At 51.5% G+C, this 22,075-nt stretch carries 14 protein-coding genes; 7 read left to right on the top strand and 7 right to left on the bottom strand.

Annotation, left to right across the window (positions count from 1 at the left end):
- Positions 1–61: 61 nt before the first annotated feature.
- From tadA to ACFQNF_RS14815, 3 genes are all read right to left on the bottom strand, one after another.
- The gene (tadA, locus tag ACFQNF_RS14825; RefSeq protein WP_197433068.1) at positions 62–541 is read right to left on the bottom strand and encodes a tRNA adenosine(34) deaminase TadA; all 480 of its coding nucleotides are present in this window, start codon (positions 539–541) and stop codon (positions 62–64) included.
- A gap of 194 nt (positions 542–735) precedes the next feature.
- Positions 736–2,391 (bottom strand): DNA repair protein RecN, encoded by a 1,656-nt coding sequence (gene recN, locus ACFQNF_RS14820; protein ID WP_380188710.1) that lies wholly within the window; start codon positions 2,389–2,391, stop codon positions 736–738.
- 269 nt (positions 2,392–2,660) lie between these two features.
- Positions 2,661–3,536, bottom strand: coding sequence for an NAD kinase (locus tag ACFQNF_RS14815; RefSeq protein ID WP_380188709.1), 876 nt, complete (start codon positions 3,534–3,536; stop codon positions 2,661–2,663).
- Between the two features lie 345 nt (positions 3,537–3,881).
- Here ACFQNF_RS14815 and hrcA point away from each other — a divergent pair, with 345 nt between their 5' ends.
- The 5 genes from hrcA to ACFQNF_RS14790 all read left to right on the top strand — a co-directional run bounded on the left by hrcA (position 3,882) and on the right by ACFQNF_RS14790 (position 12,250).
- A complete protein-coding gene (hrcA, locus tag ACFQNF_RS14810) occupies positions 3,882–4,895 on the top strand; it encodes a heat-inducible transcriptional repressor HrcA (protein ID WP_380188708.1) in 1,014 nt (337 codons plus the stop codon).
- 205 nt (positions 4,896–5,100) lie between these two features.
- A complete protein-coding gene (gene mltB, locus ACFQNF_RS14805) occupies positions 5,101–6,150 on the top strand; it encodes a lytic murein transglycosylase B (RefSeq protein ID WP_380188707.1) in 1,050 nt (349 codons plus the stop codon).
- A 374-nt stretch (positions 6,151–6,524) separates the two neighbouring features.
- Positions 6,525–10,190, top strand: a complete 3,666-nt coding sequence (locus ACFQNF_RS14800) for a DUF2339 domain-containing protein (RefSeq protein ID WP_380188706.1) — start codon at positions 6,525–6,527, stop codon at positions 10,188–10,190.
- Positions 10,181–11,506: a DUF3999 domain-containing protein gene (locus ACFQNF_RS14795; protein ID WP_380188705.1), complete on the top strand. Its 1,326-nt coding sequence runs from the start codon at positions 10,181–10,183 to the stop codon at positions 11,504–11,506. Before ACFQNF_RS14800 ends, ACFQNF_RS14795 begins: the two co-directional genes overlap by 10 nt.
- Positions 11,507–11,509: 3 nt before the next feature.
- Entirely contained in the window at positions 11,510–12,250 is a 741-nt protein-coding gene (locus ACFQNF_RS14790) for a class I SAM-dependent methyltransferase (RefSeq protein WP_380188704.1), read from the top strand.
- Here the strand turns inward: ACFQNF_RS14790 and ACFQNF_RS14785 are convergent.
- The 4 genes from ACFQNF_RS14785 to ACFQNF_RS14770 all read right to left on the bottom strand — a co-directional run bounded on the left by ACFQNF_RS14785 (position 12,216) and on the right by ACFQNF_RS14770 (position 18,911).
- Positions 12,216–14,327, bottom strand: coding sequence for a lamin tail domain-containing protein (locus ACFQNF_RS14785; RefSeq protein WP_380188703.1), 2,112 nt, complete (start codon positions 14,325–14,327; stop codon positions 12,216–12,218). The genes ACFQNF_RS14790 and ACFQNF_RS14785 overlap by 35 nt on opposite strands.
- Before the next feature lie 369 nt (positions 14,328–14,696).
- A complete protein-coding gene (recJ, locus tag ACFQNF_RS14780; RefSeq protein WP_380188702.1) occupies positions 14,697–16,385 on the bottom strand; it encodes a single-stranded-DNA-specific exonuclease RecJ in 1,689 nt (562 codons plus the stop codon).
- Between the two features lie 355 nt (positions 16,386–16,740).
- Positions 16,741–17,739, bottom strand: a complete 999-nt coding sequence (locus ACFQNF_RS14775) for a hypothetical protein (RefSeq protein WP_380188701.1) — start codon at positions 17,737–17,739, stop codon at positions 16,741–16,743.
- Between the two features lie 323 nt (positions 17,740–18,062).
- Positions 18,063–18,911: a PA4780 family RIO1-like protein kinase gene (locus tag ACFQNF_RS14770; protein ID WP_046352755.1), complete on the bottom strand. Its 849-nt coding sequence runs from the start codon at positions 18,909–18,911 to the stop codon at positions 18,063–18,065.
- A 231-nt stretch (positions 18,912–19,142) separates the two neighbouring features.
- On the opposite strand from ACFQNF_RS14770, the gene ACFQNF_RS14765 reads away from it, so the two are divergent.
- Entirely contained in the window at positions 19,143–19,625 is a 483-nt protein-coding gene (locus ACFQNF_RS14765; protein ID WP_380188700.1) for a NanQ anomerase/TabA/YiaL family protein, read from the top strand.
- A gap of 443 nt (positions 19,626–20,068) precedes the next feature.
- Positions 20,069–22,075, top strand: a 2,007-nt coding sequence (locus ACFQNF_RS14760) for a retention module-containing protein (RefSeq protein WP_380188699.1), incomplete at its 3' end; no start/stop codon positions are given.

The following is a 22,075-nucleotide window of genomic DNA, read 5'->3' as shown; positions in this document are numbered from 1 at the left end:
GTGAGGGGCCAGTTTACGACTTTATTTACTTTAACGTAAATATTTCACAAATTAGTGAAATTTATACGACAGTTTTCTTCCTGTCTTTTTCAGCCTGCCGCCTTTCACGAAAAAAAGCTTTCAATAAATTGGACGATTCCTCACTCATTACGCCTTGCACCAGCTGCGTTTGATGATTCAAACGGCAATCAGCAAAGGGATTAATGACGCTGCCCGCAGCGCCCGTTTTAGGATCTGTCGCGGCATAAACCACCCGGGCAATCCGCGCATGCATAATCGCCCCGGCGCACATAATGCAAGGCTCTAGCGTGACATACAACTCGCACTCGGGCAGGCGATAGTTGCCCAAATGGCGCGCCGCCTGCCTGATCGCCATCATTTCAGCATGGGCACTCGGATCATGACGCAAAATAGGCTGATTGCAACCACGGCCAATAATCTCGCCCCGATACACCACAATCGCCCCAACCGGCACCTCGCCCAGCTCTTTCGCCCGCTCAGCCTCAATCAAGGCCTGCTGCATAAAATCTAAATCATTCATAAACATACAACTTAATCAAAAAAGTTCTGTAGACACAGAGAACACAGAGGTAAAAAGCAGCACATGGAGAAAAACCATGAGAAATCACACTGCAATAAACGTGCTTATTAATAAACATAGTTAGGTCGGTGTTTTTTTCTCTGTGTGCTCTGTGTTCTCCCTGCGCTCTGTGTCTACAGATTTTTTGTGATTTTTTAAGCCACACCCAGCATTTCTGCCGCGTGTTGGCGTGTGGTACCGGTGATTTCCACGCCGCCCAGCATACGGGCGATTTCTTCGATGCGCTCTTCCACACTCAGCATACGAATAGTGCTTAACACGCCTGATTTCGATTGTGTTTTACTTACTTGCAACTGCTGAAAACCGCAGGCGGCGACTTGGGGTAAGTGGGTAATACACAACACCTGCCGCGCCGCGCCTAGGTCCGCCAGCATGCGGCCAACGATCTCGGCCACTCGGCCACCGATACCCACATCCACCTCGTCAAAAATCAGCGTAGGCACATTGGCAACTTGGCTGGTAATCACTTGCAAGGCGAGGCTGATACGGGATAGCTCGCCGCCCGACGCCACCTTGGCCATCGCTCTTGCCGGGGTCGTAGGATGATTCGCCACCATAAACTCTACTGTTTCCAAACCAAAACTAGCGGGGGCTTCATGTGCGTGCAAGGCAATTTCAAAGCGGCTACCAACCAAGGCCAGCAGTTGCAATTCTTTAGTCACCATTTTAGAGAGCTTATCTGCGGCGGCCTTACGGCTGGCGGATAGTTGCTTGGCCGCTTTGCGGTAATCTGCTTCTAATTTTTGAGCACGACGGCGCACAGCATCTAGCCCAGCACTGCCGCCCAATTCGGCAAGGCGATGCTGCCAGGCGGCTAGTTTTTCTGGCAGCTCAGCAGGCTCTACCCGATATTTACGCGCCATACGAAAGATGGCATCTAAGCGGCTTTCTACATCAGCGAGGCGCGCAGGATCTAGCTCTAGGTGATCGCTATAACGGCGCAGCGCGTACACGGCCTCGCTCATTTGCGCTTCGGCACTGGCCAATAACTCCAGCGTTTCTGAGATACCCGCATCAAAATCCGCCAAGGCAGACAACCGCCCCGCCACCGATCCTAGCCACGACTGGCAGTTTTCATCGCCATCGGCCAGCATCAGCAAGCCACTTTGCACGCCTTCGATCAGGCTGGCAGCGTGGTGCAAGCGCTTATGCTCGGCTTGCAGCTCTGGCCATTCTGCTGCGGTAAATTGCAAAGCAGATACTTCATCCACCTGCCATTGCAAGCGTTCTCTCTCGGCATCAAAAGCTTCGGCGTTATTCTCGGCAATCGCCAACTCATCAACGACGTTTTTCCAATCTTTAAATAAGCCCGCTACTTCTTTTGCAAGGCCCGTGCTTTCTGCGTAGCCATCGACCAACTCTCGCTGCACTTCAGAGCGCAGCAGGGATTGCGGCGCATGCTGGCCATGGATATCCACCAGCTGCTCGCCCAGCGATTTAAGCTGCGTCAGCGTTGCCGCAATGCCATTAATCCACGCACGGGATTTGCCATTGCTATCAATGCTACGACGAATCAGTAATTCTTCTGGCTCGTCCCCCAGCAAAGCTTCTTCTTCCAGCCAGGCACGCGCATTTTTAGGCGGAGCAAACCGTGCTTGCAAATCGGCTTTTTCGGCACCATGACGCACCACAGCGCTTTCTGCCCGCCCACCCAGCAGCAAACCCAGCGCGTCAATCACGATAGATTTACCAGCCCCCGTTTCACCCGTTAAGGTGGTGAGGCCCGAGCGAAAGTCGAGAGACAGCTCTTGCACGATGACAAAGGATTTAAGCGAGATAGAAAGCAGCATGGCGCTTTTTTACACCTTGGTTACGGTTGCCACAGAGATTATAAAAATCAGTGAAATGGTTAAAAGCTAAAGATCTGTAGACACAGAGATAAAGAGAGAACACTAAGAACACAGAGAAAAACATGACGTTTTCAATAAGTGCTTCAGGCTGAGTGATTGATCATAACCTTGCACTACATATTAACTGTTCATCACAAGATTCGCCGCAAACACATACTTATCTCGTTTTTCTCTGTGTCTACAGAACTAAGCCTTGTGAGCCACTACAATTACAAACGCTCGCCCCAGCGTAGTTTTTCGCGCAGTGTGTCGTAGTAGTGATAACTATTTGGGTGCAATATTCTTAAGGTATTGCGATAGCGGCTAATCAATACACGATCTTTTTCTTGTAAATCACAGTGCGACTGATTGTCGTAATACACCCGTGCATCTTGAGCACGGGTCAGCAAAAATTCCACCGCACAGGTATCGTTCACCACAATCGGGCGATTCGATAGCGATTGCGGGCAAATCGGTACCAGTGCAATTGCGGGCAGGCTAGGATGCAAAATCGGCCCACCGGATGCCAGAGCGTAAGCCGTAGAGCCGGTTGGCGTTGAAACAATCAAGCCGTCCGAACGCTGACTATATACAAAGCGGCCATCAATGAAGATTTCAAATTCGATCATGGCGCCGGTATTACCCCGGCTAAATACCACATCATTAAACGCTAAGGCGTTGTCAATTTCATGACCATCACGCACTACGGTGGTTTCAAGCAGGATGCGCTCTTCGGGGATAAACTCACCGTGCAGCATGGCGATCACTAGCTCGTCCATTTCATCAACTGAGATATCAGTCATAAAGCCTAGGCGGCCTTGGTTAATCCCCAGCAGCGGAATGCGATAGGGCGCAAGCAAACGCGCCACGCCCAGCATGGTGCCATCCCCGCCCAGCACAATGACTAAATCCGCCACTTTGCCGATATTATCGCGGCTTACATCCTGATGCTCGGTAATGCCGTGCTCTTCTGCGGTGGCCTGATCGAGTAAAACTTTAACGCCAGCAGCGGTTAACAGCGTGGCAAGACGGCGTATAGGCTCGTCCAGATTAGGCGTGCCAGCACGCCCTACAACAGCGACGGTTTTGAACAGTAGACTATGCATAAGCTCATTAGACCCGATTTTTTAATAAATAACACCCGTAGTCAGTTATGTTATTGCATTCTTGGGGCCTGCGCCTAGCCGGAAGATTCCCTTCTGGCTCCAAACGCTCTCCGTACTGGCCAAGCCTGACTTAAACAGAGGCAATACACAGCGTGCTACACAGATACATTGCGAAAGGTAAATAAGGCGGCTCCAAGCAAGCAGCAGTGAAATAACCGGCAGTGCTGATCTACTTTAAAACCTAAGAAACTGCCCGGCATTTTTGAAAGCAGGGGCTTGCCCACAAGCGAAACTCCTTGTAAAACGAAGTAAGATTCGCAACTTGGTCCACCACCACCGCCCTATATGCTGAACGATCGTTCTCAAATTCTACTTAAAACCCTCGTCGAGCGCTACATTGCTGACGGCCAGCCTGTTGGCTCAAAAGCTTTACAGCATTTCTCAGGGCTAGATATCAGCTCCGCAACAATCAGAAATACCATGGTTGATCTGGAAGCGCTGGGCTTTGTAGCCAGCCCGCATACCTCTGCGGGCCGCATCCCCACCGCCTTGGGCTACCGTCTATTTGTTGACTCTTTGCTTACCGTGCAAACTTTAGATCAACTCACTCTGACGGGGCTGGCGGAACAATTACCGATAGACAGCCCGCAACGCAGCGTAGCCGCCGCTTCGCAAATTTTATCGCAGCTCACCCAGTTTGCCGGTGTTGTGCAAAGCCCAAGGCGGCATGAGCTTTTGCTCAAGCAAATCGAATTTATGCAATTATCCGAGCGCCGTGTGTTGCTGATCCTAGTGACCAGCGATGGCGATGTGCAAAACCGTATTTTGCAAACTGAACGACTATTTAGCAGCAAAGAGCTTAACGAAGCTGCTCACTTTTTAAATGAATATTGCTCAGGCAAAACACTGGCGGCATTAAGCCATATTGTGCAAAACGAATTAGTCAGATTAAAAAGCGATATTGTCAGCCTGATGAATGCCGCCGTCGTGCTGGGGGCTGAATTAGCAAACCATAACGATTCTATGGTGATTGCGGGCGAGCACCAGCTACTTGGCTTTGGTGATTTATCATCCAATGTGGCCAGAATGCGCCAGCTATTTGCGCTATTTGAGCAAAAAACGGCGCTGCTACAATTGCTGGATTTAGGTAATCACGCTGATGGTGTAAAGATTTATATCGGCGGTGAATCCGGCCTGGCACCGCTGGACGACTGCTCAGTAATCACAGCGCCTTATCGCGTAAATGGCGAAATTGTTGGCACACTGGGGGTGATTGGGCCTACCCGAATGGATTATGAAAGAGTAATTCCTATTGTTGACATCACCGCCCAGCTATTGTCTTCGGCACTTTCTCAATAAACTCCTCTTTAAATGACAAGGGCTCACTTCCCTAGCGCTGCCAGCGATACAAAGACACAATCGGCTCAAGGGATGTGTTTTTTATGAGCCACAAGCCATATTCACTCTGAAATTGCTCAACGCGATCTACCCAGCACAACATCTTCTCTCATGATTGCATAGCCTTTCATGGATAATACAAACCACCATTAGAAAAGCGAAGACCATGCGTAAACTTCTCCCCCTGTTATTAGTCAGCCTGATGGGCATGGCGCACGCCGACGAAGCCTTAGTTGCCCGCGAAGATGTACAGGCTTATATCAAGGCCACCGCTGCAGCGCATCAGTTTAGCGAAGAAGAGCTGGTGCAGACGCTCAGCCGCGCCACGCATAAAAGCAATGTGCTGGATATCTTGGATCGCCCTTCCACCGCACGTCCTTGGTATACATTTCGCGTTAATTTTGTAAACCCGGCTCGCAGTTTGGCAGGGGCCAAATTCTGGCGTGAGCACGCCATTGCCATCAAAGAAATCAGCGAGCGCTATGGGGTAGAGCCGGAAGTGATCGTGGCTATTTTGGGGGCGGAAACCAATTACGGTAAAAACACCGGCAGCTTTTATATTCTGGATGTGCTGAGCACCATCGCCTTTGATTACCCACGCCGCGCCGAATTCTTTCAAAAAGAACTAACCGAATTCTTATTATTAGCCCGCGAAGAGAACGAAGACCCGATGAGCTTTAAAGGCTCTTACGCAGGTGCAATGGGCTGGCCGCAGTTTATGCCCTCATCGTTTCGCCAATATGCCGTGGATTACGATCAAAACGGCCATCGTGATATCTGGGCCCACCCTAACGATGCCATTGCCAGTGTGGCTAATTATTTAAAAGCACACGGCTGGGAAAAAGGCCAGGCAGCCTATGCTGCCGTCAATATTAATGCCGATATGAGCGATGTATTTGCCGATAAATTCAATCTGCATTACACCGTGGGCGAATTAATGCAAAAAGGCGTGGTGCCGCTTAATGAGCTGGATACCCAGCAAAAAGCGGTTTTATTTGCACTAGAAACCGAGCCTGGCTTTACCAGCCACTATCTAGGCTTTAATAATTTTTATGTCATCACCCGTTACAACAAAAGCACACTTTATGCGACAGCGGTATTGCAGCTTTCTGAAAACATTTTAAAAAGTTATCAGGAAGGCGAGGATTTAAAACCAGCTAAAACCCCTGCCAAGCCCGTTGTTAAGCCAGTCAAAAAACCAGGTGCTTGGCGTTAAATTGAAGGAAGGGCATATCTTATTCCCCCTAAGTATCACGTTAATCCAAGGTCATCAGTCGCATCTTTTGTAGGGCGGGTGAAACCCGCCAGACTTTGGCATAAAACGCCACGAAAAACGGCGGGTTTCACCCCAGTCCTATCAACATAAGAAAAGCACTTCGGAGTGGTGCTCCCGTAGGTTGGGTTAGCGGGGTTATTCGCCGAGTTTGGGCGGATAATCCCGCGTAACCCAACGTTTAGGCGGAAAAGAAGGTTGGGTTACGCGATAAAGCCGCTAACCCAATCTACGAATTCCTCTTAAGTTGACAGGATTAGGTTTCACCCTCCCTACAATAGACAGAACACCAAACAGCCCCCTACTCAAAGGCCAATATGAAAGCAAGCATCATTATCTTGATTGCAATGATTTGGGGAGGGCTGCAATTTGGTGTAGGCGGTGCCTTGGGCGCGGGGCTGCTGGCGTTTATTGGCTATCTTTATCTCAGCAAAAAATCCACACCACCCACACAAGATAGTGGCGATGCAACCGTGGAAGCGGCTAATTTATATACCCCGCCCACGTCACTCATCCCTCAAGCCAACACAGGTCAAAGTCTGGAGCAAAGAGTCGCTCAGCTAGAACAATCTCTCGCGACCTTGCAAGAGGAGATGCGCTTATTGAGAGGTGGTGCCAGCGCTGCGCCAGACGTCGAAAAAATCATCCTCTCCCCTTTACCCTCAGCGCCTGAGCCTATTTTCGAGGCAGCTACCGTCTTTACGCCCGCCGACACGCCAGCAAGCATCCGCGAGATAGAGCAAGCCCCCGTATTTGCAGAAGTGATTACACCGCCGGAACTCAATACTGAGCCTGAGCCTGAGCCCGAACCCAAAATCCCTTATGAACCAGCAGCACCCAGCTGGCTGGATACCCAGCTCAGGAAGGCGTACAACGCAGCCAAAGACTGGCTCATGGGCGGCAATACCGTGGTGCGGGTCGGGATACTGATCCTCTTTTTTGGCGTGGCATTTTTGCTTAAATTTGCCGCCGACAACAGCATGCTGCCGGTAGAGTTTCGCTTTGCAAGCACGGCCATCGGCGCAATTGTGCTGCTGGTGATTGGTTGGCGATTGCGTGACCAGCGCCGCGAATATGCTTTGATTATGCAAGGTGGCGGCGTGGGCGTGCTGTATCTCACCGCCTTTACCGCACTAAAATTCAAGGTAATTCCGGCCGAATTTGCTTTTCCATTTTTAGTGTTGGTCGGCGTGTTCTCGGCCATTTTAGCCATCAAACAAAACGCCAGATCGCTGGCGGTGATGGGCATTACCGGTGGCTTTTTAGCGCCAATTCTGACTTCCACCGGTCAGGGCAACCATATCGCCCTGTTTAGCTATTTTGCCCTGCTTAATGCCGGTATTTTTGCGATGGCTTGGTATAAAACATGGCGGCCGCTTAATTTACTGGGCTTTGTGTTTACCTTTGGGATTGCCACCAGTTGGGGCGCGCTTAAATACCAGCCTGAGCTACTCGCCAGCACCGAGCCCTTCTTAATTTTATTTTTCCTGTTTTATGTGGGCATTGCCCTGCTCTACGCCCTGCGCCAGCAAGTGGCGCTGAAAAGCTATGTCGATGGCACGCTCATTTTTGGCACGCCGCTGGCCGCCTTTGGCCTGCAAGCCGCGCTGGTACAGGGCATTGAATTTGCACTCGCAGGCAGCGCCGTGGTGCTTTCTGCTTTCTATCTAGCGATTGCACAGTTTTTAAGGACAAAAAAACGCGAAGAGCTACATTTGCTGTTTGAAGCGCTGCTTGCGCTGGGCGTGTTGTTTGCCACGCTGGCCATCCCGCTGGCCTTTGATGCCCGCACCACCGCCGCCAGTTGGGCCGTTGAAGCCGCCGCCATTATTTGGGTGAGCTTACGTCAGCAACGTTTACGCTCGCTCTGCTGCGCCTTAGCTTTGCAAGTCATCGCAGGCATTGCCTTCTTTAATCATGTTGGCCCCTTAGCCGACAATGCCTTAGCCATTCTGAACAGCGGCTATATCGGCGGCCTGATGCTGGCGCTATCGGGATTTTTCAGTGGCTACTTAATGCAAAAAGAAGCGGCTCTGGCGTGGTTTAAGCCCGGCAAAACCATTTCAGTCATTCTCGCCGCTTGGGGATTACTGTGGTGGACGGGCGCAGGCCTCAATGAAATCTGGCAATTTATTATCCACACAGAGCAGTTCTCAGCCATTACCCTGTTTGCAGGCTTTAGCGCACTGCTCGCCAGCCTGGCTTGCAAAAAATGGCAATGGCCACTCTTGTGCCTGCCCGCTCTGGTGCTGTTTCCTGTGCTGGCGCTGATCAGCATGCCGGTACTGGCGACGCACCTTCACCCGCTGGCGGGCTGGGGCTTGCTGGCTTGGCCGCTTACCCTGCCGCTAGCGCTTTATTTATTGTGGCGGCATGAAGACGAAGATCAACAAACGCTGCCCATCCTGCACGCCGTCGGTATTTGGCTGACAAGCATTTTAGTTGCCGCCGAATTAGCATGGTTGATTAGCCAAGCCGTGCCAGAAGGCGTATGGCGTACCACCGCATGGCCGATCATTTGCGCCGCCGTGCTCTGGCTGCTAGCCAGCTACGGCAGCAAAATACGCTGGCCGATTAGCCGCTATCCACAAACCTATTTTATTGCGGGCGCGGCACCGCTGGCCGCTGGCTTAGTGCTGTGGGCGCTGTTTGCGCTAGGCAGCGATGGCAATCCTGATCCGCTGCCTTATCTACCGCTACTTAACCCGCTCGATATTGCATTGGGATTAGGCGTGGTCGCGCTCTTGGCTTGGAAGCGCCATTTGCTGAGCTTACAGCTACTTGATTTATCCAAGCTGACAGCCCCCATTCTGCTCGCCATTGGCTTTCTCTGGCTTAACGCCATACTGCTCAGGGTATTTCACCATTGGGGAGATGAGATTTACAGCCTGATGACGTTGATTGATTCACTCAGGATACAGGCTGTATTTGCGCTGTTCTGGAGCGGTGCATCCGTAATCGCCACCCTCATGCTAGAACGCTTTGCCAAAGAAGAGTCCTACGGCTCAATAGCCACACGCCACGCCTTGCACGGCATATTGCTGGTGCTTTGGGCATGGCTATTGGCGGCTAACTTTAGCGATGGCAGCTTGCTCAATGTTCGCTATCTGCCGCTGCTTAATTTACTGGAGCTGGCGCAACTGGCGGTGCTTGGCGCGCTGTATCTGGCTTGGCGTGATTTCAAATCAACATCCGCCGATGTCGAGCTACCCAACTGGCTGGCTTACGCCGCCCTCGCCACCTTATTTATCTGGTTTAACGGGGCCTTACTGCGTGGCCTGCATCACCTGCTGGCCTTTCCGTTCTCCATCTTGGAAGCGCTGCATTCCAGCAGTTTGCAACAGATACTGATACTGGCTTGGGGGCTGTTTTCATTGGCAGCGCTGCAATTTGCCAAGCGGGACAGCATGCTGCGCCTACTGGCCATTGCCTGCGCGCCGGTGATGTTGGTGATGTGGCTATGGACTTTCTACGCCAACCTCAGCGAGGCAGGCAGCCGCTGGCCGCTGATCAATCCACTCGATTTAATTCAGATCGGCATCTTTGCCCTACTCGGCCTATGGCTCTACCGCGTGGACAAGCTGCGCGGCGGCCTGCCGATGCAATGGCTCAAGATCGGCACGGGAGCCACGCTGTTTGTCTGGCTAAATGGCGTTTTGCTGCGCACCTTGCATCACTGGGGCGATGTGCCCTATCAGCTTGGGCCACTTTTGCAATCGACGCTGGTGCAAGCTTCGCTTTCAATATTTTGGACCGTGTTGGCCTTTGGCTTAATGCTCTATGCCACCCGCAAAACCGACAGATCACTCTGGTTTAGCGGAGCGGCGCTGCTGGTTGTCGTGGTTGGCAAGCTGTTTATGCTCGATCTATCCAGAATCAGCGGCATCGAGCGCATCATCAGCTTTATTGGCGTAGGCGTCTTACTGCTTATCATTGGCTATTTATCGCCGCTGCCGCCCAAGAAGGAAGAACCATGCGATTAATCTGCCTGCTGATCTTATGCATCAGCCCCTTGGCTTTGGCAAAAAAACCGACACCCGTGCCGCTGCCATCGCCGCTGACACCGGCTGTTTTTAGCCATCAGCAAGCGCTGGTGCTTAGCACCTCGTCACCTTTTTACCGGCTTGATGTGCCTTTAAGCGTGTATCAATTTAGCCAGCGAGCCGATTTAGGCGATCTGCGGGTATTTAACGCCGCAGGCGAGCTGGTGCCCTATGCGCTGGAAACAAGGCCAGCGCCACAGCAAAATCAGCTCAGCCAGACTGCTGTGCGCTTTTTTCCTTACAGCAGCAAGGCCAGCGATGAGCGGCGTGATGTTTCTATTCAGATCCGCAGCGACGGACAGCTGAGCGCGCAGAGTCATACGTTCAGCAAGCAGCAAGAGAGCAGCTATATTGTTGACGCCTCACAAATCAAAGGGCAGCTTGAATCACTGATTCTGAGCTGGCAGGAAAGCAACTACCAAGGCCAGATCAGGCTAGCGGCCAGTGACAATTTGCAACAATGGCAGGCGCTGGGCAACTCCGAAATTATCCAGCTGGATTATCAGGGGCAAACGCTCAGCCAACCCAAAGTAGACTTGGGGAGCATCCGCGCCAAATACCTTCGCATTAGCAGCGATACACCGCTCACGCTTAAAGAAGTGCGCTTGCAATCATCAATTGAGCAAACCATGCCCGCAAAAAGAGCATGGCTAGCGCCTGTCACCGCCCAGCTCAGCCAAGGCGAGTATCTGTTTGATCTTGGCGTACATGCGCCCATCGACCGGCTGGAGCTGGCCTTGCCGCAGCTCAACACGGTAGTGCAAGCATCGCTAGCAAGCCGCGCCACCCCTGCCGAGCCTTGGCAGAACGCGCAAAGCGGCGTGCTCTATCGCCTGCAGGGCAAAACAGCTGAGGCCCGCAGCCCCGCGCTATCCATCTCCCCAAATAACCATCGCTACTGGCGCTTAAACGTCAATCAAAATAGCGGCGGACTAGGCCAAGGCCTGCCGCAGCTGAAAGCAGGCTGGATACCCCAGCAAATTGCCTTCGTCGCCCGAGGGCAAGCGCCATTTGTGTTGGCTTTTGGCCAAGCACGGGTAAGCAGTGCGGCGATCAATTCGGCGGATTTAATCATCGGTAAAGCGGTGGCATCAGCTACAGCAGGTGTGTTGCTCAACAAAACCGCCAGTGCTGCATCAGCCACCGCCAGCGCACCCTCATCCGCCCGCAGCTACGGGCTATGGGCGGCGCTGGTTTTGGCGGTGGGCGTGTTGGGAGGAATGGCTTGGAAACTCATACGACCAGCACAGGGCTAAACCATGTCTGACCACTTTTCTAAAGTTGCAACACACTATTTCGCAAGCAGGCCGCATTACCCCGAAGCGCTTTTTGAGTGGCTAGCCAGCCAATGCCCAGAGCGGCAACAGGCATGGGATTGCGGTGCGGGAAGTGGTCAGGCGTCAACGGCGCTTGCTTTACACTTTGATTCGGTATTAGCCAGTGATATCAGCCAGGCGCAGCTTGATTTGCTCCCCGATAATCCAAAAATTATCACCCTTTGCACTACTGCAGCAGACAGCCAGTTGCCCGCCAATAGCGTGGATCTTATTTGCATCGCCCAAGCACTGCACTGGTTTGATTTAGATGCTTTTTATTTAGAAGCTAAGCGAGTTTTAAAAAAGAAGGGGCGGATTGCGGCTTGGTGCTATGGCACACCCGTCATAGACCATCCGCAAATTAATCATTTATTCCAAACGTTTTATCAGAGCGGCGTTGGCGCATATTGGCCGCCAGAAAGAAAACACGTTGAAAATGGCTATGCTGACCTTCCCTTCCCCTTTACCCGACGAGCCAACCCAAGCTTTGAGCTCAAGGAGAAATGGCAGCTTGAGCAATTAATTGCCTATGTACAAAGCTGGTCAGCCACCGCTTGTTTTATTGAAGAAAAAGGCTTTAACCCCGTTGAGGCACTTAAGGATGCGCTAGCCGAGCACTGGCAAACTGAGCACACCATCAGCTGGCCCATTACCTTGCTGATGGGCGCGAATGCCCCTCTGTAGCTTTAAGGCTGCGGATCAAGCGGATCAGCGCTGTGGGTGGAGGCAGCTCTGGCGCTGTAGCTTGCCTATCCTGGCTTAGCACATGCGGTAATGATACAAGCCGTCTGGATAAGAAACTTGCACCGCTATTGCCAGTGCTTTGCCGGGCAAACGGCAAATTAAGATTAGCCCAGTCGTTAAAATCACTTAATACAGAAAGGCTTGAATCCTGATTAATATCCCGCGAATAAGCCGCTGTATTCTGGCTGCCATTTGTATTCCAATCGGCATAAAACCCGGCATTATTCCCTCTGCCTATCAAGGCAGATTCAATTAAGGCATTTTCATTTAAATTTACACTGCTGCCATCCGAGAAATCCATACGATAATCTGTGCCGCAAGGGCTGGCATCCAGGCTACAAATACCGCCCCAGCTAAAGCCCAGCGCATTATTGTTAAGGTAATAGCGTTGCACCGCACCCGCAGCCTTGGGATCTGTGCCAAGGCCCGGCAATTGGTAGAGGTAATTCATCACGCTATAGTAATTAGGCTTGTAGTTATCCGCTTGATTGCCGCCATGCTCTAAACCAAAATTATGGCCTAATTCATGCATGATGGTGCTGGCCTGATAATTCAACAATAAGTTTGTATTACTTCCCGATCCGCTTGATAAACCCCAATTACCTAATGTAACCAATAAATCATTGCCATTGATTTCAGCCAAACCTGAAGAGCCTGCCGAGCCATCCAGCTCTTGCGAGTTTGCCATTAACAGATAATGAAATATCGTTTTGCGCCGGATATCCAAACTCGCTGATTTATAGCTATATAAAGAGGCGCAGCCTGTTTTGCTATCGAAGCTAATACATTTCGCATAAGTCACGGTATTGGCGCCACCTGCCAAACCACCGCCCAAATGAAATAAAGCCGGATTAAACGTAGCGGCGTAAAGGCTGCCGGTATCAAAATGAATGCTAAAGCCTCTGGCAGTAAAAACATCCACCACTTTTTGCAGCGCCTCTTTACGCGGGGTAATGCCGGCATCGCTGGACGCCATATGATCGACTTGCACAAAAATATCACGCTGGCTCGTTCTGGCCCCCATCGCGAATAAATCCAAGCCCGCAAACGTGCCACCCGTTACTTCTGCGCTATCGGGAATGCCATCGCTATCACCATCCACCGCTGTGGCGGGCACATCGTTAGGCCCGCCGGGCGTGGCAAAAGGAATCTGCACCCAATCTACGGCGCTCTTGCTATTGGCCTGTAGCGGAAAAGGCCGCACTAAAGACTTACCATAATCTTGCGATGTAGCAGGCAAGGCAGCCACATTTGCCCCTACCCATGCAGTACTGCTTAAAGGCGCGTGGCTGCTATTGCCAAAGCGAACAAAATCTAAAGTAGCCCCGGCAAACGTGAGCTCCACCGCGCCATTGGCCCCCCAAAAAGGCATGGCCTCGCCGTTTTTGATATACGCCGCCTGGCTGTTATCGATTACGCTATCGTCGATTTTTGCGATCACTACATAATAAGCACCCGCTGCCAGCGTGACCGCAGGCAGGCTAAAGCTGACTGGCGCGCTGGAAATGGTAAATGGCGATGAGCGAAGACCAGAGCGGCTACGCAAACTGACGCCACTGAGTGACACTGCGCTGCTCCCTGGATTATGAATTTCTATCCACGCACCCGTGTTGGTTGAATCATTGGTGGAAACTTCGCTGATTAATAAACCTGCATTGGCGGCAGTAACAGGCGCTGGTGTAGGAACGGGGCTAGGCTGAGGGCTGGGGACTGGGCTAGGCGCCAGAGTAGGAGTAAGCGTAGGGCTAGGGCTGGAGCTAGGCAAAAAAGTAGGCACAGCACTGGGCTGAGGCGAAGCGGTAGGCAAAAAAGTAGGCACAGCACTGGGCTGAGGCGAAGCGGTAGGCGTCGCCGTAGGTGGGGTAGTTGGCGTTGCAGTGGGTATGGGAGTCGTCGTCACGGTCGAGCTAGCAGGTGTCGGTGCAACGCTATCCCCCGAGCCGCCTCCTCCGCCCTCGCCACAGGCTGTTAAGCTGATCGATGCCAACAATAGATAATACGGCACAGTTGCTTTCATTCAGCCAGCCCCTTACTCCAACCCAAACGCGTCACAGCAAAGCTGCGCCCCCTCTTTACCATAGCAAACAGACGATTGCTCGGCAGGGAATCATTGGCGGATCAGAATGAATGAGTGAGCATGAAGACTGGCGTTATGCGCATCAAATCAATTTTTTGTCATAGAGTAAATCGGCAATGATAGGGAGTACAACGACGCAGTCGGAGCGCAAAGAGCGGTGCGCAAGAAAAACGACTTGCACACCCTTATAAAAATCATCTTTGTTACACCTTTTCTTAACTTGATGCCCATCGTGTTTAAAAAATGGTTTTCTCCGTGAAACTCCTTGTTCTCTGCGATCTCTGTGTTTCAAGATTTGGGTTCTGGCCGCTATTCACCTACATGCTCAATTTGCAGCTGCACCACACGGTTGCCGCGAAATTCGTTTACGCCGATGCGGTACACAGCCATGATTTTGAGCGGTAGCGGATCGGCATGGCCAAAGCGCATGGCATCCAGTACCAAGCCATGCGGATTAGCAAGTTTGAGTTTTAAGTGCCGCTCGCCCACCAAGCGCTGCTCGACTACGGTGAATTCGCCGTGGAACATCGGCGCGGGAAAGCCTTGGCCCCATACTTGCGTATCCAGCGTTTCGGCCACGTCTAGTGCAAAAGATTCGGTGGCTAACTCGCCATCGGTTTCAATTTTTCGCTCCAGCGTGTCTGCATCCATCAGCTCATGGCACACCGCCTCGAACGCGGCTTTAAAACGTGCAAAATCTGCTTGGCGCAGGCTTAAACCTGCGGCCATGGCGTGACCGCCAAATTTCAGGATTAAATCGGGGTGGCGCTTGGATACCAAATCCAGCGCATCGCGCAGATGCAGGCCGGGGATGGAACGGCCCGAGCCTTTGATTTCATCATCGTTGCCATCGGCAAACACAATGGTTGGGCGGTGAAAACGATCTTTCATTCTGGAAGCAATAATCCCCACCACGCCCTGATGCCAATCGCCTTGATAGAGGCTAATGCTATAAGCGTCTTCCACGTTTATGCCTGCCAAAATGGCTTCGGCCTCGGCGCGCATGCCCACTTCAATCTCGCGCCGCTCGCGGTTCATGCCATCCAGCTCTTTAGCCAGTGGCGTGGCGGCGGCTTCTGAATCGGCCAAGAGGCAAGCGATTCCTAGACTCATATCATCCAAACGCCCTGCCGCATTCAGCCTTGGCCCCAAGGTAAAGCCCAGATCAAAACAAGATGCTTTGTAAGGCAAGCGCCCCGCCGCAGTAAACAAGGCCAAAACACCGGCACTGGCCCGCCCTGCCCGCATGCGCTTTAAGCCCTGCTCAACCAGAATACGGTTATTGCCGTCAAGGCGAACCACATCGGCCACAGTGCCCAGCGCTACCAAGTCAAGCAGCGTCGCCAGATTAGGCTCTTTGATGCCTGCAAAAACCTGCCGCTCGCGCAGCTCGGCCCGCAGCGCCATCAGCACATAAAACATCACCCCCACACCGGCCAGATTTTTACTCGCAAAAGTACAGCCCGGCTGATTAGGATTCACGATCAGCGTGGCGGGCAGCTCGTCCCCAGGCAAGTGGTGATCGGTAATCAGCACATCAATGCCGCGCGCCTGCGCTGCGGCCACACCGGCCACGCTGGCGATGCCGTTATCTACCGTTAAGATTAAATCAGGCGATTTTTGCGCCGCCAGCTCGACGATTTCTGGCGTCAGGCCATAGCCATACTCAAAGCGATTCGGCACAACAAAATCGACCACCGCGCCCAGCATCGCCAAGCCGCGCATCCCCACCGCGCAAGCCGTTGCGCCATCGGCATCGTAATCGGCCACGATCAAAATCCGTTCTTTAGCGGCAATCGCATCCGCAAGGCGCTTGCCCGCAGCAATAATATTTTTTAAGCCATGAAAAGGCAGCAGGTGTGCCAACTCGTGCTCTAGCTCGGATCGGTTGGCAATACCGCGAGCCGCATACAAACGCGCCTCAAGTGGCGACAAGCCTTGCTCGCAAAGCAGAGATTCGGCAGCGGATGGGACAGTACGGGGGGAAATGGTGGTCATGGCTGACTCAAAGTGACGGATATAAAAACTTCTAAAACTAACTTCTGTGGACACAGAGAACACAGAGTTTAAAGGCAGAACAGGGAGAAAAACCAAGGGTATCCCTCAACCAATCCTATTTACTTAAACGGAATTCGTAGCTTGGGTTAGCAGCTTTATCGCGTAACCCAACCTACGAAAACATCATGCCTCACTGATTTTGCTTAAGTAAATAGGTTTGCCTCCCTCCAATAGGGAACTAATCCTTTAAAATCTTTTAAGACTCAAATTAAAACCTGAAAAGGTTAAACACTTACGATTTTCTCTATGTGCCCTGTGTTTTTCATGGGCTCTGTGCCTACAGATCTTTTTCGCCCTACGCAAAAGCCCAAGGTAATTTTGGCTTTTGCCAGATCTTCCAGCGTAGGGAGCGGTCTGTTTGCAGGGCGAGGCCTAGCTCTGGAAAGGTGATCGCTAGCGATTTACGCTTACCAGATTTTAAATCAGCCAAGAGCGGTGCAAACCAGTCTTTTTCTAATGCCAGCCAGCCTTCTCGCCAATCGTAGGCATTGCCGTAGCAGGCCCCTAGGCGTAGATAATCGAGCATCACCAGTGCATCACCGGCGGGCAGTGCGGCGACGTTGGCAGGAAGGGGCTGCACATCTGAGCCGCCTATTTGCATCAGGCCACGCAGCAGCAAATTATCTGCATAAACAGGCAGCTCAGGCACAACGGGGGTATCGGCAACGGGATAATGGGAGCCGCCCCACAGCCATAGACTATTGATGGTTTGTGCGTCGCTACGCTGATCGTTCACAGCATGGGTATAGAGATACATCTGAATTTCATTAAGCACACGATGCCACTTCAGCGCGTCCGCGCCCTGAGGCAAAAGTGTATTGATATCGCGGCCAATGGCGGCATCGAGTGGCGTCCACATAAGCTGTGGATCTGCGGGTAAGCGTACATACCAGCGCGTTGGCGAAGCGGCCACAAACAGCATGCCGTCGTCCTTAAATACGCTATTTAAGCCTGCCACCAGTGCATCGGCCTCAGCCTGGCTGATTTGAAAATGATGCGCATCAAACAGCAGCAGACCATCTCGCTCAATTTTAAGATGCACCGGGTCGGCCCTTAGCCAAAAGCCCCCTTGGGCCGCGGGCTGATCTAAGCCCAGTGTTAAAGCCGCCGCAGGTAAGCTCTCCATGCCAAACAACCCTGCCAGCCATGCCTCTACCGTCTGCTTATGCGCAGGCAAGCACTCGCCACGGCCGCACAGTAGCGCCGTTGCGGGCAAATCCAGACCGGTGGTAATAAAGCGGCACTGATCCAAATCGGGCCAGTCGGCATAAGAAATAACAAGATGAAGTGACATAGAGGGAATTTTACAGGTGGGTTTGCTTAGGCGTAAAAACGAGGTGTTAGTTCAATTGCTAATGTAATGTAGGGTGGGCACATTTTATGCCCACGCGTGCGGCACGATAGTGCTTATGCCCTTAGACATCAAGTTAAGCGATCTCATGGAGTGAATCGGCATTTTATAGGGTGTACAACGACGCAGTCGTTGTACACCAAGAAACGGTGCGCAAGAAAAACGACTTGCACACCCTATGAAGATCGCTTTTTTGCCCTGTTTTTGTCTTAACTTGGCGCATCAAGGGCAAGGCAGACACCCACAATCCATTTACAAACTGCTTATCAGTCTTCTTCTAATTGAAAGCGACGGCGGTTGAGTTCTTCTTCTTTCACGCTATCGATTTCACGCATCAGGCCACGTACATCGGCTTTTTTCTCGCTACGGCGGGCGCGGCCAGTCAGCACAACATCAGGGTGCAGCTCGCCTTTTTCGTAATGGCTCCAGATCTCAAAGGCGTAATCGGTATTCAGCAGCTCTGGGGCAAACTGGCCAAAGTAAGTGGCCAAATTACCCACATCGCGCTCCAGCATGCTAAACGCACTGTTATTGCCTGCCGCATCCACAGCCTGTGGCAAATCAATAATCACTGGGCCATCTGCATCGACCAAAATATTGTATTCGGATAAGTCGCCATGAATCACGCCAGCGCAAAGCATCAAGACCACTTGTTTAATCAGCATGGCGTGATAAGCCAAAGCCACTGTATGGCTCAGCACAACATCATTTAAACGTGGGGCAGCGTGGCCTGCAGCGTCGGTAACCAGCTCCATCAGGAGCACGCCTTCAAAGCAGTTGTATGGGGTAGGCACGCGCACGCCTGCCGCGGCTAAGCGGTGCAAGGCGTCTACTTCAGCGGTTTGCCAGACTTCTTCAGCCATTTTTCGGCCATAACGGCTGCCTTTTTCCATGGCACGGGCATCGCGCGAACCTCGAACCTTACGCCCTTCTTGGTAGGCCGCGTTTTGCTTAAAGCTACGCTGATTCGCTTCTTTGTAAACCTTGGCGCAGCGAACGTCGTCGCCACAGCGCACTACGTAAACCACGGCTTCTTTGCCACTCATCAGCTGGCGGAGTACTTCATCAACAAGTCCATTCTGAACAAGCGGTTCTAATCTTTTCGGGGTTTTCATTTTCCAAAGTCCGGTATAAGCAAACAGCAGTGTGCCTTATGCCATAAATTCGCTTTTAGCGCAAAGATCGGAGCTAAAAAGGTTTTCCTTTGCGGCAGATATCCAACACATTTCTGACGCCAAGCATGCAAAACAAAAAAGCTTTCACTCTTTCAACCCCAAGCAGCAGAACGCCAATTGAGCCTGCCCAAACAGATATACTGTAAACAATTACCCGTTCAGAGATTCACTATGTATTTAGGCCATTTGCATCACCACAACCTGCCCCTGCCCGCCGCCATAGAAACCGCGCTGGATTATCTACGCAGCACCGATTTTTCTAAAATGGAAATCGGCCGCTACCCCATTGATGGCGAACAGATGTTTGCCCTGGTACAAACGCCCATCACCCAGGCATGGGAAAGCGGCAAACCAGAGTTTCACGCCCGCTATATTGATATTCAGTATTTATTAGAAGGCGAAGAATTGATTGGCTACGCGATTGCCAATGACACGCTCACCAAAACACATGATCAGCTGGCGGAAAGAGATATCGCCTTTATTGCTCCGATCAGCGACGAATCTAGGCTGTATTTAAAACCGGGCATGTTCGCTATTTTTTACCCCGGCGAGCTGCATAAGCCATGTCGGGCAGTGAGTGAGCCGATGCAGATCAAAAAAGTGGTCATTAAGATTGCTAAAAATGAACTCAGCTCATTAACCGCTACTACTTAGACCGTTTTTAGGGTACGGCATGTCTATTCAAAAATACGTAATTAAAAGGGTATAAAAGCGTTTTGTGCGTAAGCATCAAAAACAACAGTTTTGCCGCGCAAAACGCCTGAGTACTGTGATACGCATCACTGGACTAAAACCACTAACACACATGCCAGTGAAAGCGCGCAACTTAGCAAGGCGCGGCAAAACAGCACGGTAAGCTTACTTAGCTTATCAATATTTCGCACAAGAAAGCCAGCAACTACGCCCTTAAGCCGCCATCATAAACAACCCAAATCAGGCACTACAAAACAAGGATATGCCTCAATTACGGCATAGCGCTTGCATAAAACATCATGAACAATCCAAAAACAAAAAACTTACTGTACTTCAGTACAGTATAAGAATTTACTAAACTTCGATACCCTGAAAATATCTCATCAATTTCTGGTTAATACCTCATGGCCGAACAGATCAATACCACCAAGCCGCACGCTACAATCGTTCAAATCGATGGCAAAGCTTATTTACGCGACGCCAGTGGGAACATTGTTCCGCTCAAAGAGGGCCAGAAACTTGATGAACAGCAGATTTTAGTCACCGCAGCAGACGGCCACGTCCAACTGCAGCTCCCCAATGGCGAGCTCGTCGATATTGGCCCGGCCCGCACAGTACAAATAGACGCAGAGCTACTCGGCGTATCGCCGGTAGATACTGCCAGCGCCGCAATCAAAGCACTGGAAGCCTCTGCCGCAAACATTGCAAGCGCACTTGCAGACGGGCGGGATCTTTCTACTGAGCTGGAAGCCACCGCAGCGGGCCTCAGTGGCGCTGCCGCGGGTGAAGGCCACTCCTTTGTACAATTACTGCGTATTGCCGAAGGCGTTGACCCGCTGGCATTTAACTTTGCAGCGGGCCAGCAAGCCACAACCGATCTGCCGTTAAACCAAGGTGCAGCACAAGTAACGCCAGCTCAGGAAAGTATTCAGGCAATCAATGATGCAGTCACCCTTGATGAAGACAGTGAAAGCCGCATTAATGTACTAGGCAATGATGTAGGTAGCGGCCTAACCGTCAGCACCGCTACGGCCACTAACGGCAGCATTGTCATTAACCCAGATGGCACGCTCACCTACAAGCCTAACGCCAATTTTAACGGCACAGATCAAATCACCTACACCATTATCAACACCAACGGTAGCAGCAGCACCGCAACTGTTGTGGTAACGGTTAACCCGGTTAATGATGCACCCGTTGGTACAAATCAAACCATTACAACGCCTGAAGACACCCCGATTACCGGCAAGCTGGTTGCAACAGATAAAGATGGTGACCCGCTCACCTTTGTTGCCAAAGATCAGCCTACGCACGGCACCGTAACCGTTAAGCCAGACGGTAGCTACGAATACACTCCTGCACCTGATTACAACGGCAAAGACAGCTTTACCGTCACGGTAAGCGATGGCAAAGGCGGCACCGCCATTATCACCGTTGATGTGGGCATCACCCCTACTGACGACCCTGCAAATATCAGTGGCAACGACCAAGGCACTGTGCAGGAAGACGGTGTACTTATTGCTAACGGCAAGCTAACCGTCTCGGATAAAGATGCTGGCCAGTCAGAAATAAAACCACAAACGGTTACCAACGAATACGGCACTTTCAGCATCGCAAAAGATGGCACATGGTCGTTTACGCTAGATAACGCAGCAAATGCAGTTCAGAGCCTAAGCGACAAAGACAGCCTTAATAAAACATATATTGTTGAATCACTCGATGGCACCAAGCACAACGTAGTCATCACCATTAATGGTAAAGATGATGCCGCGATCATCACCCCAAGCAAACCGGGTGATGATGCAGGCCAAGTTAAGGAAGACACTGTCCTTGCCACTGGCGGAACCTTGCGAGTGAATGATAAAGACGCAGGTCAATCCAGCTTCCAAGCCCAAACAGATACGAACGGCACTTACGGTAAGTTCAGTATTGGCACAGATGGCAAATGGACTTATGCACTGAACAACGCTGCAGCCAATGTTCAGGCTTTGGCTGAAGGCGAAACCAAGACTGAAACCTTCACCGTTAAGTCTGCCGATGGCACGACTTCAAGCGTTGTTGTGACCGTTGTCGGTACGAATGATGCAGCCGTCATCACCCCAAGCAAGCAAGGTGACGATGAGGGGCTGGTTAAGGAAGATACGCTTCTGACCGCTAAAGGCACTTTATTAGTCAGCGATAAGGATGCAGGCCAATCTAGCTTCCAAGCGCAAACGGACACAAGCGGCACTTACGGTAAGTTCAGCATTGGCACAGACGGCAAGTGGACTTACACGCTGAACAATAACGATCCTATCGTTCAAGCCCTGAAAGACGGTGATGTAAAAACTGAAATCTTCACCGTTAAATCGGCGGATGGTACAACAAGCACGGTTACCGTTACTGTCAACGGCACTAACGAATCCGCCACG

The sequence above is a fragment of the Iodobacter arcticus genome (assembly GCF_042664895.1).
Taxonomy (GTDB): Bacteria; Pseudomonadota; Gammaproteobacteria; order Burkholderiales; family Chitinibacteraceae; genus Iodobacter; species Iodobacter arcticus.
Note: the sequence above shows the minus strand (reverse complement) of the source record. Positions and strands in the feature narration are given on the sequence as shown.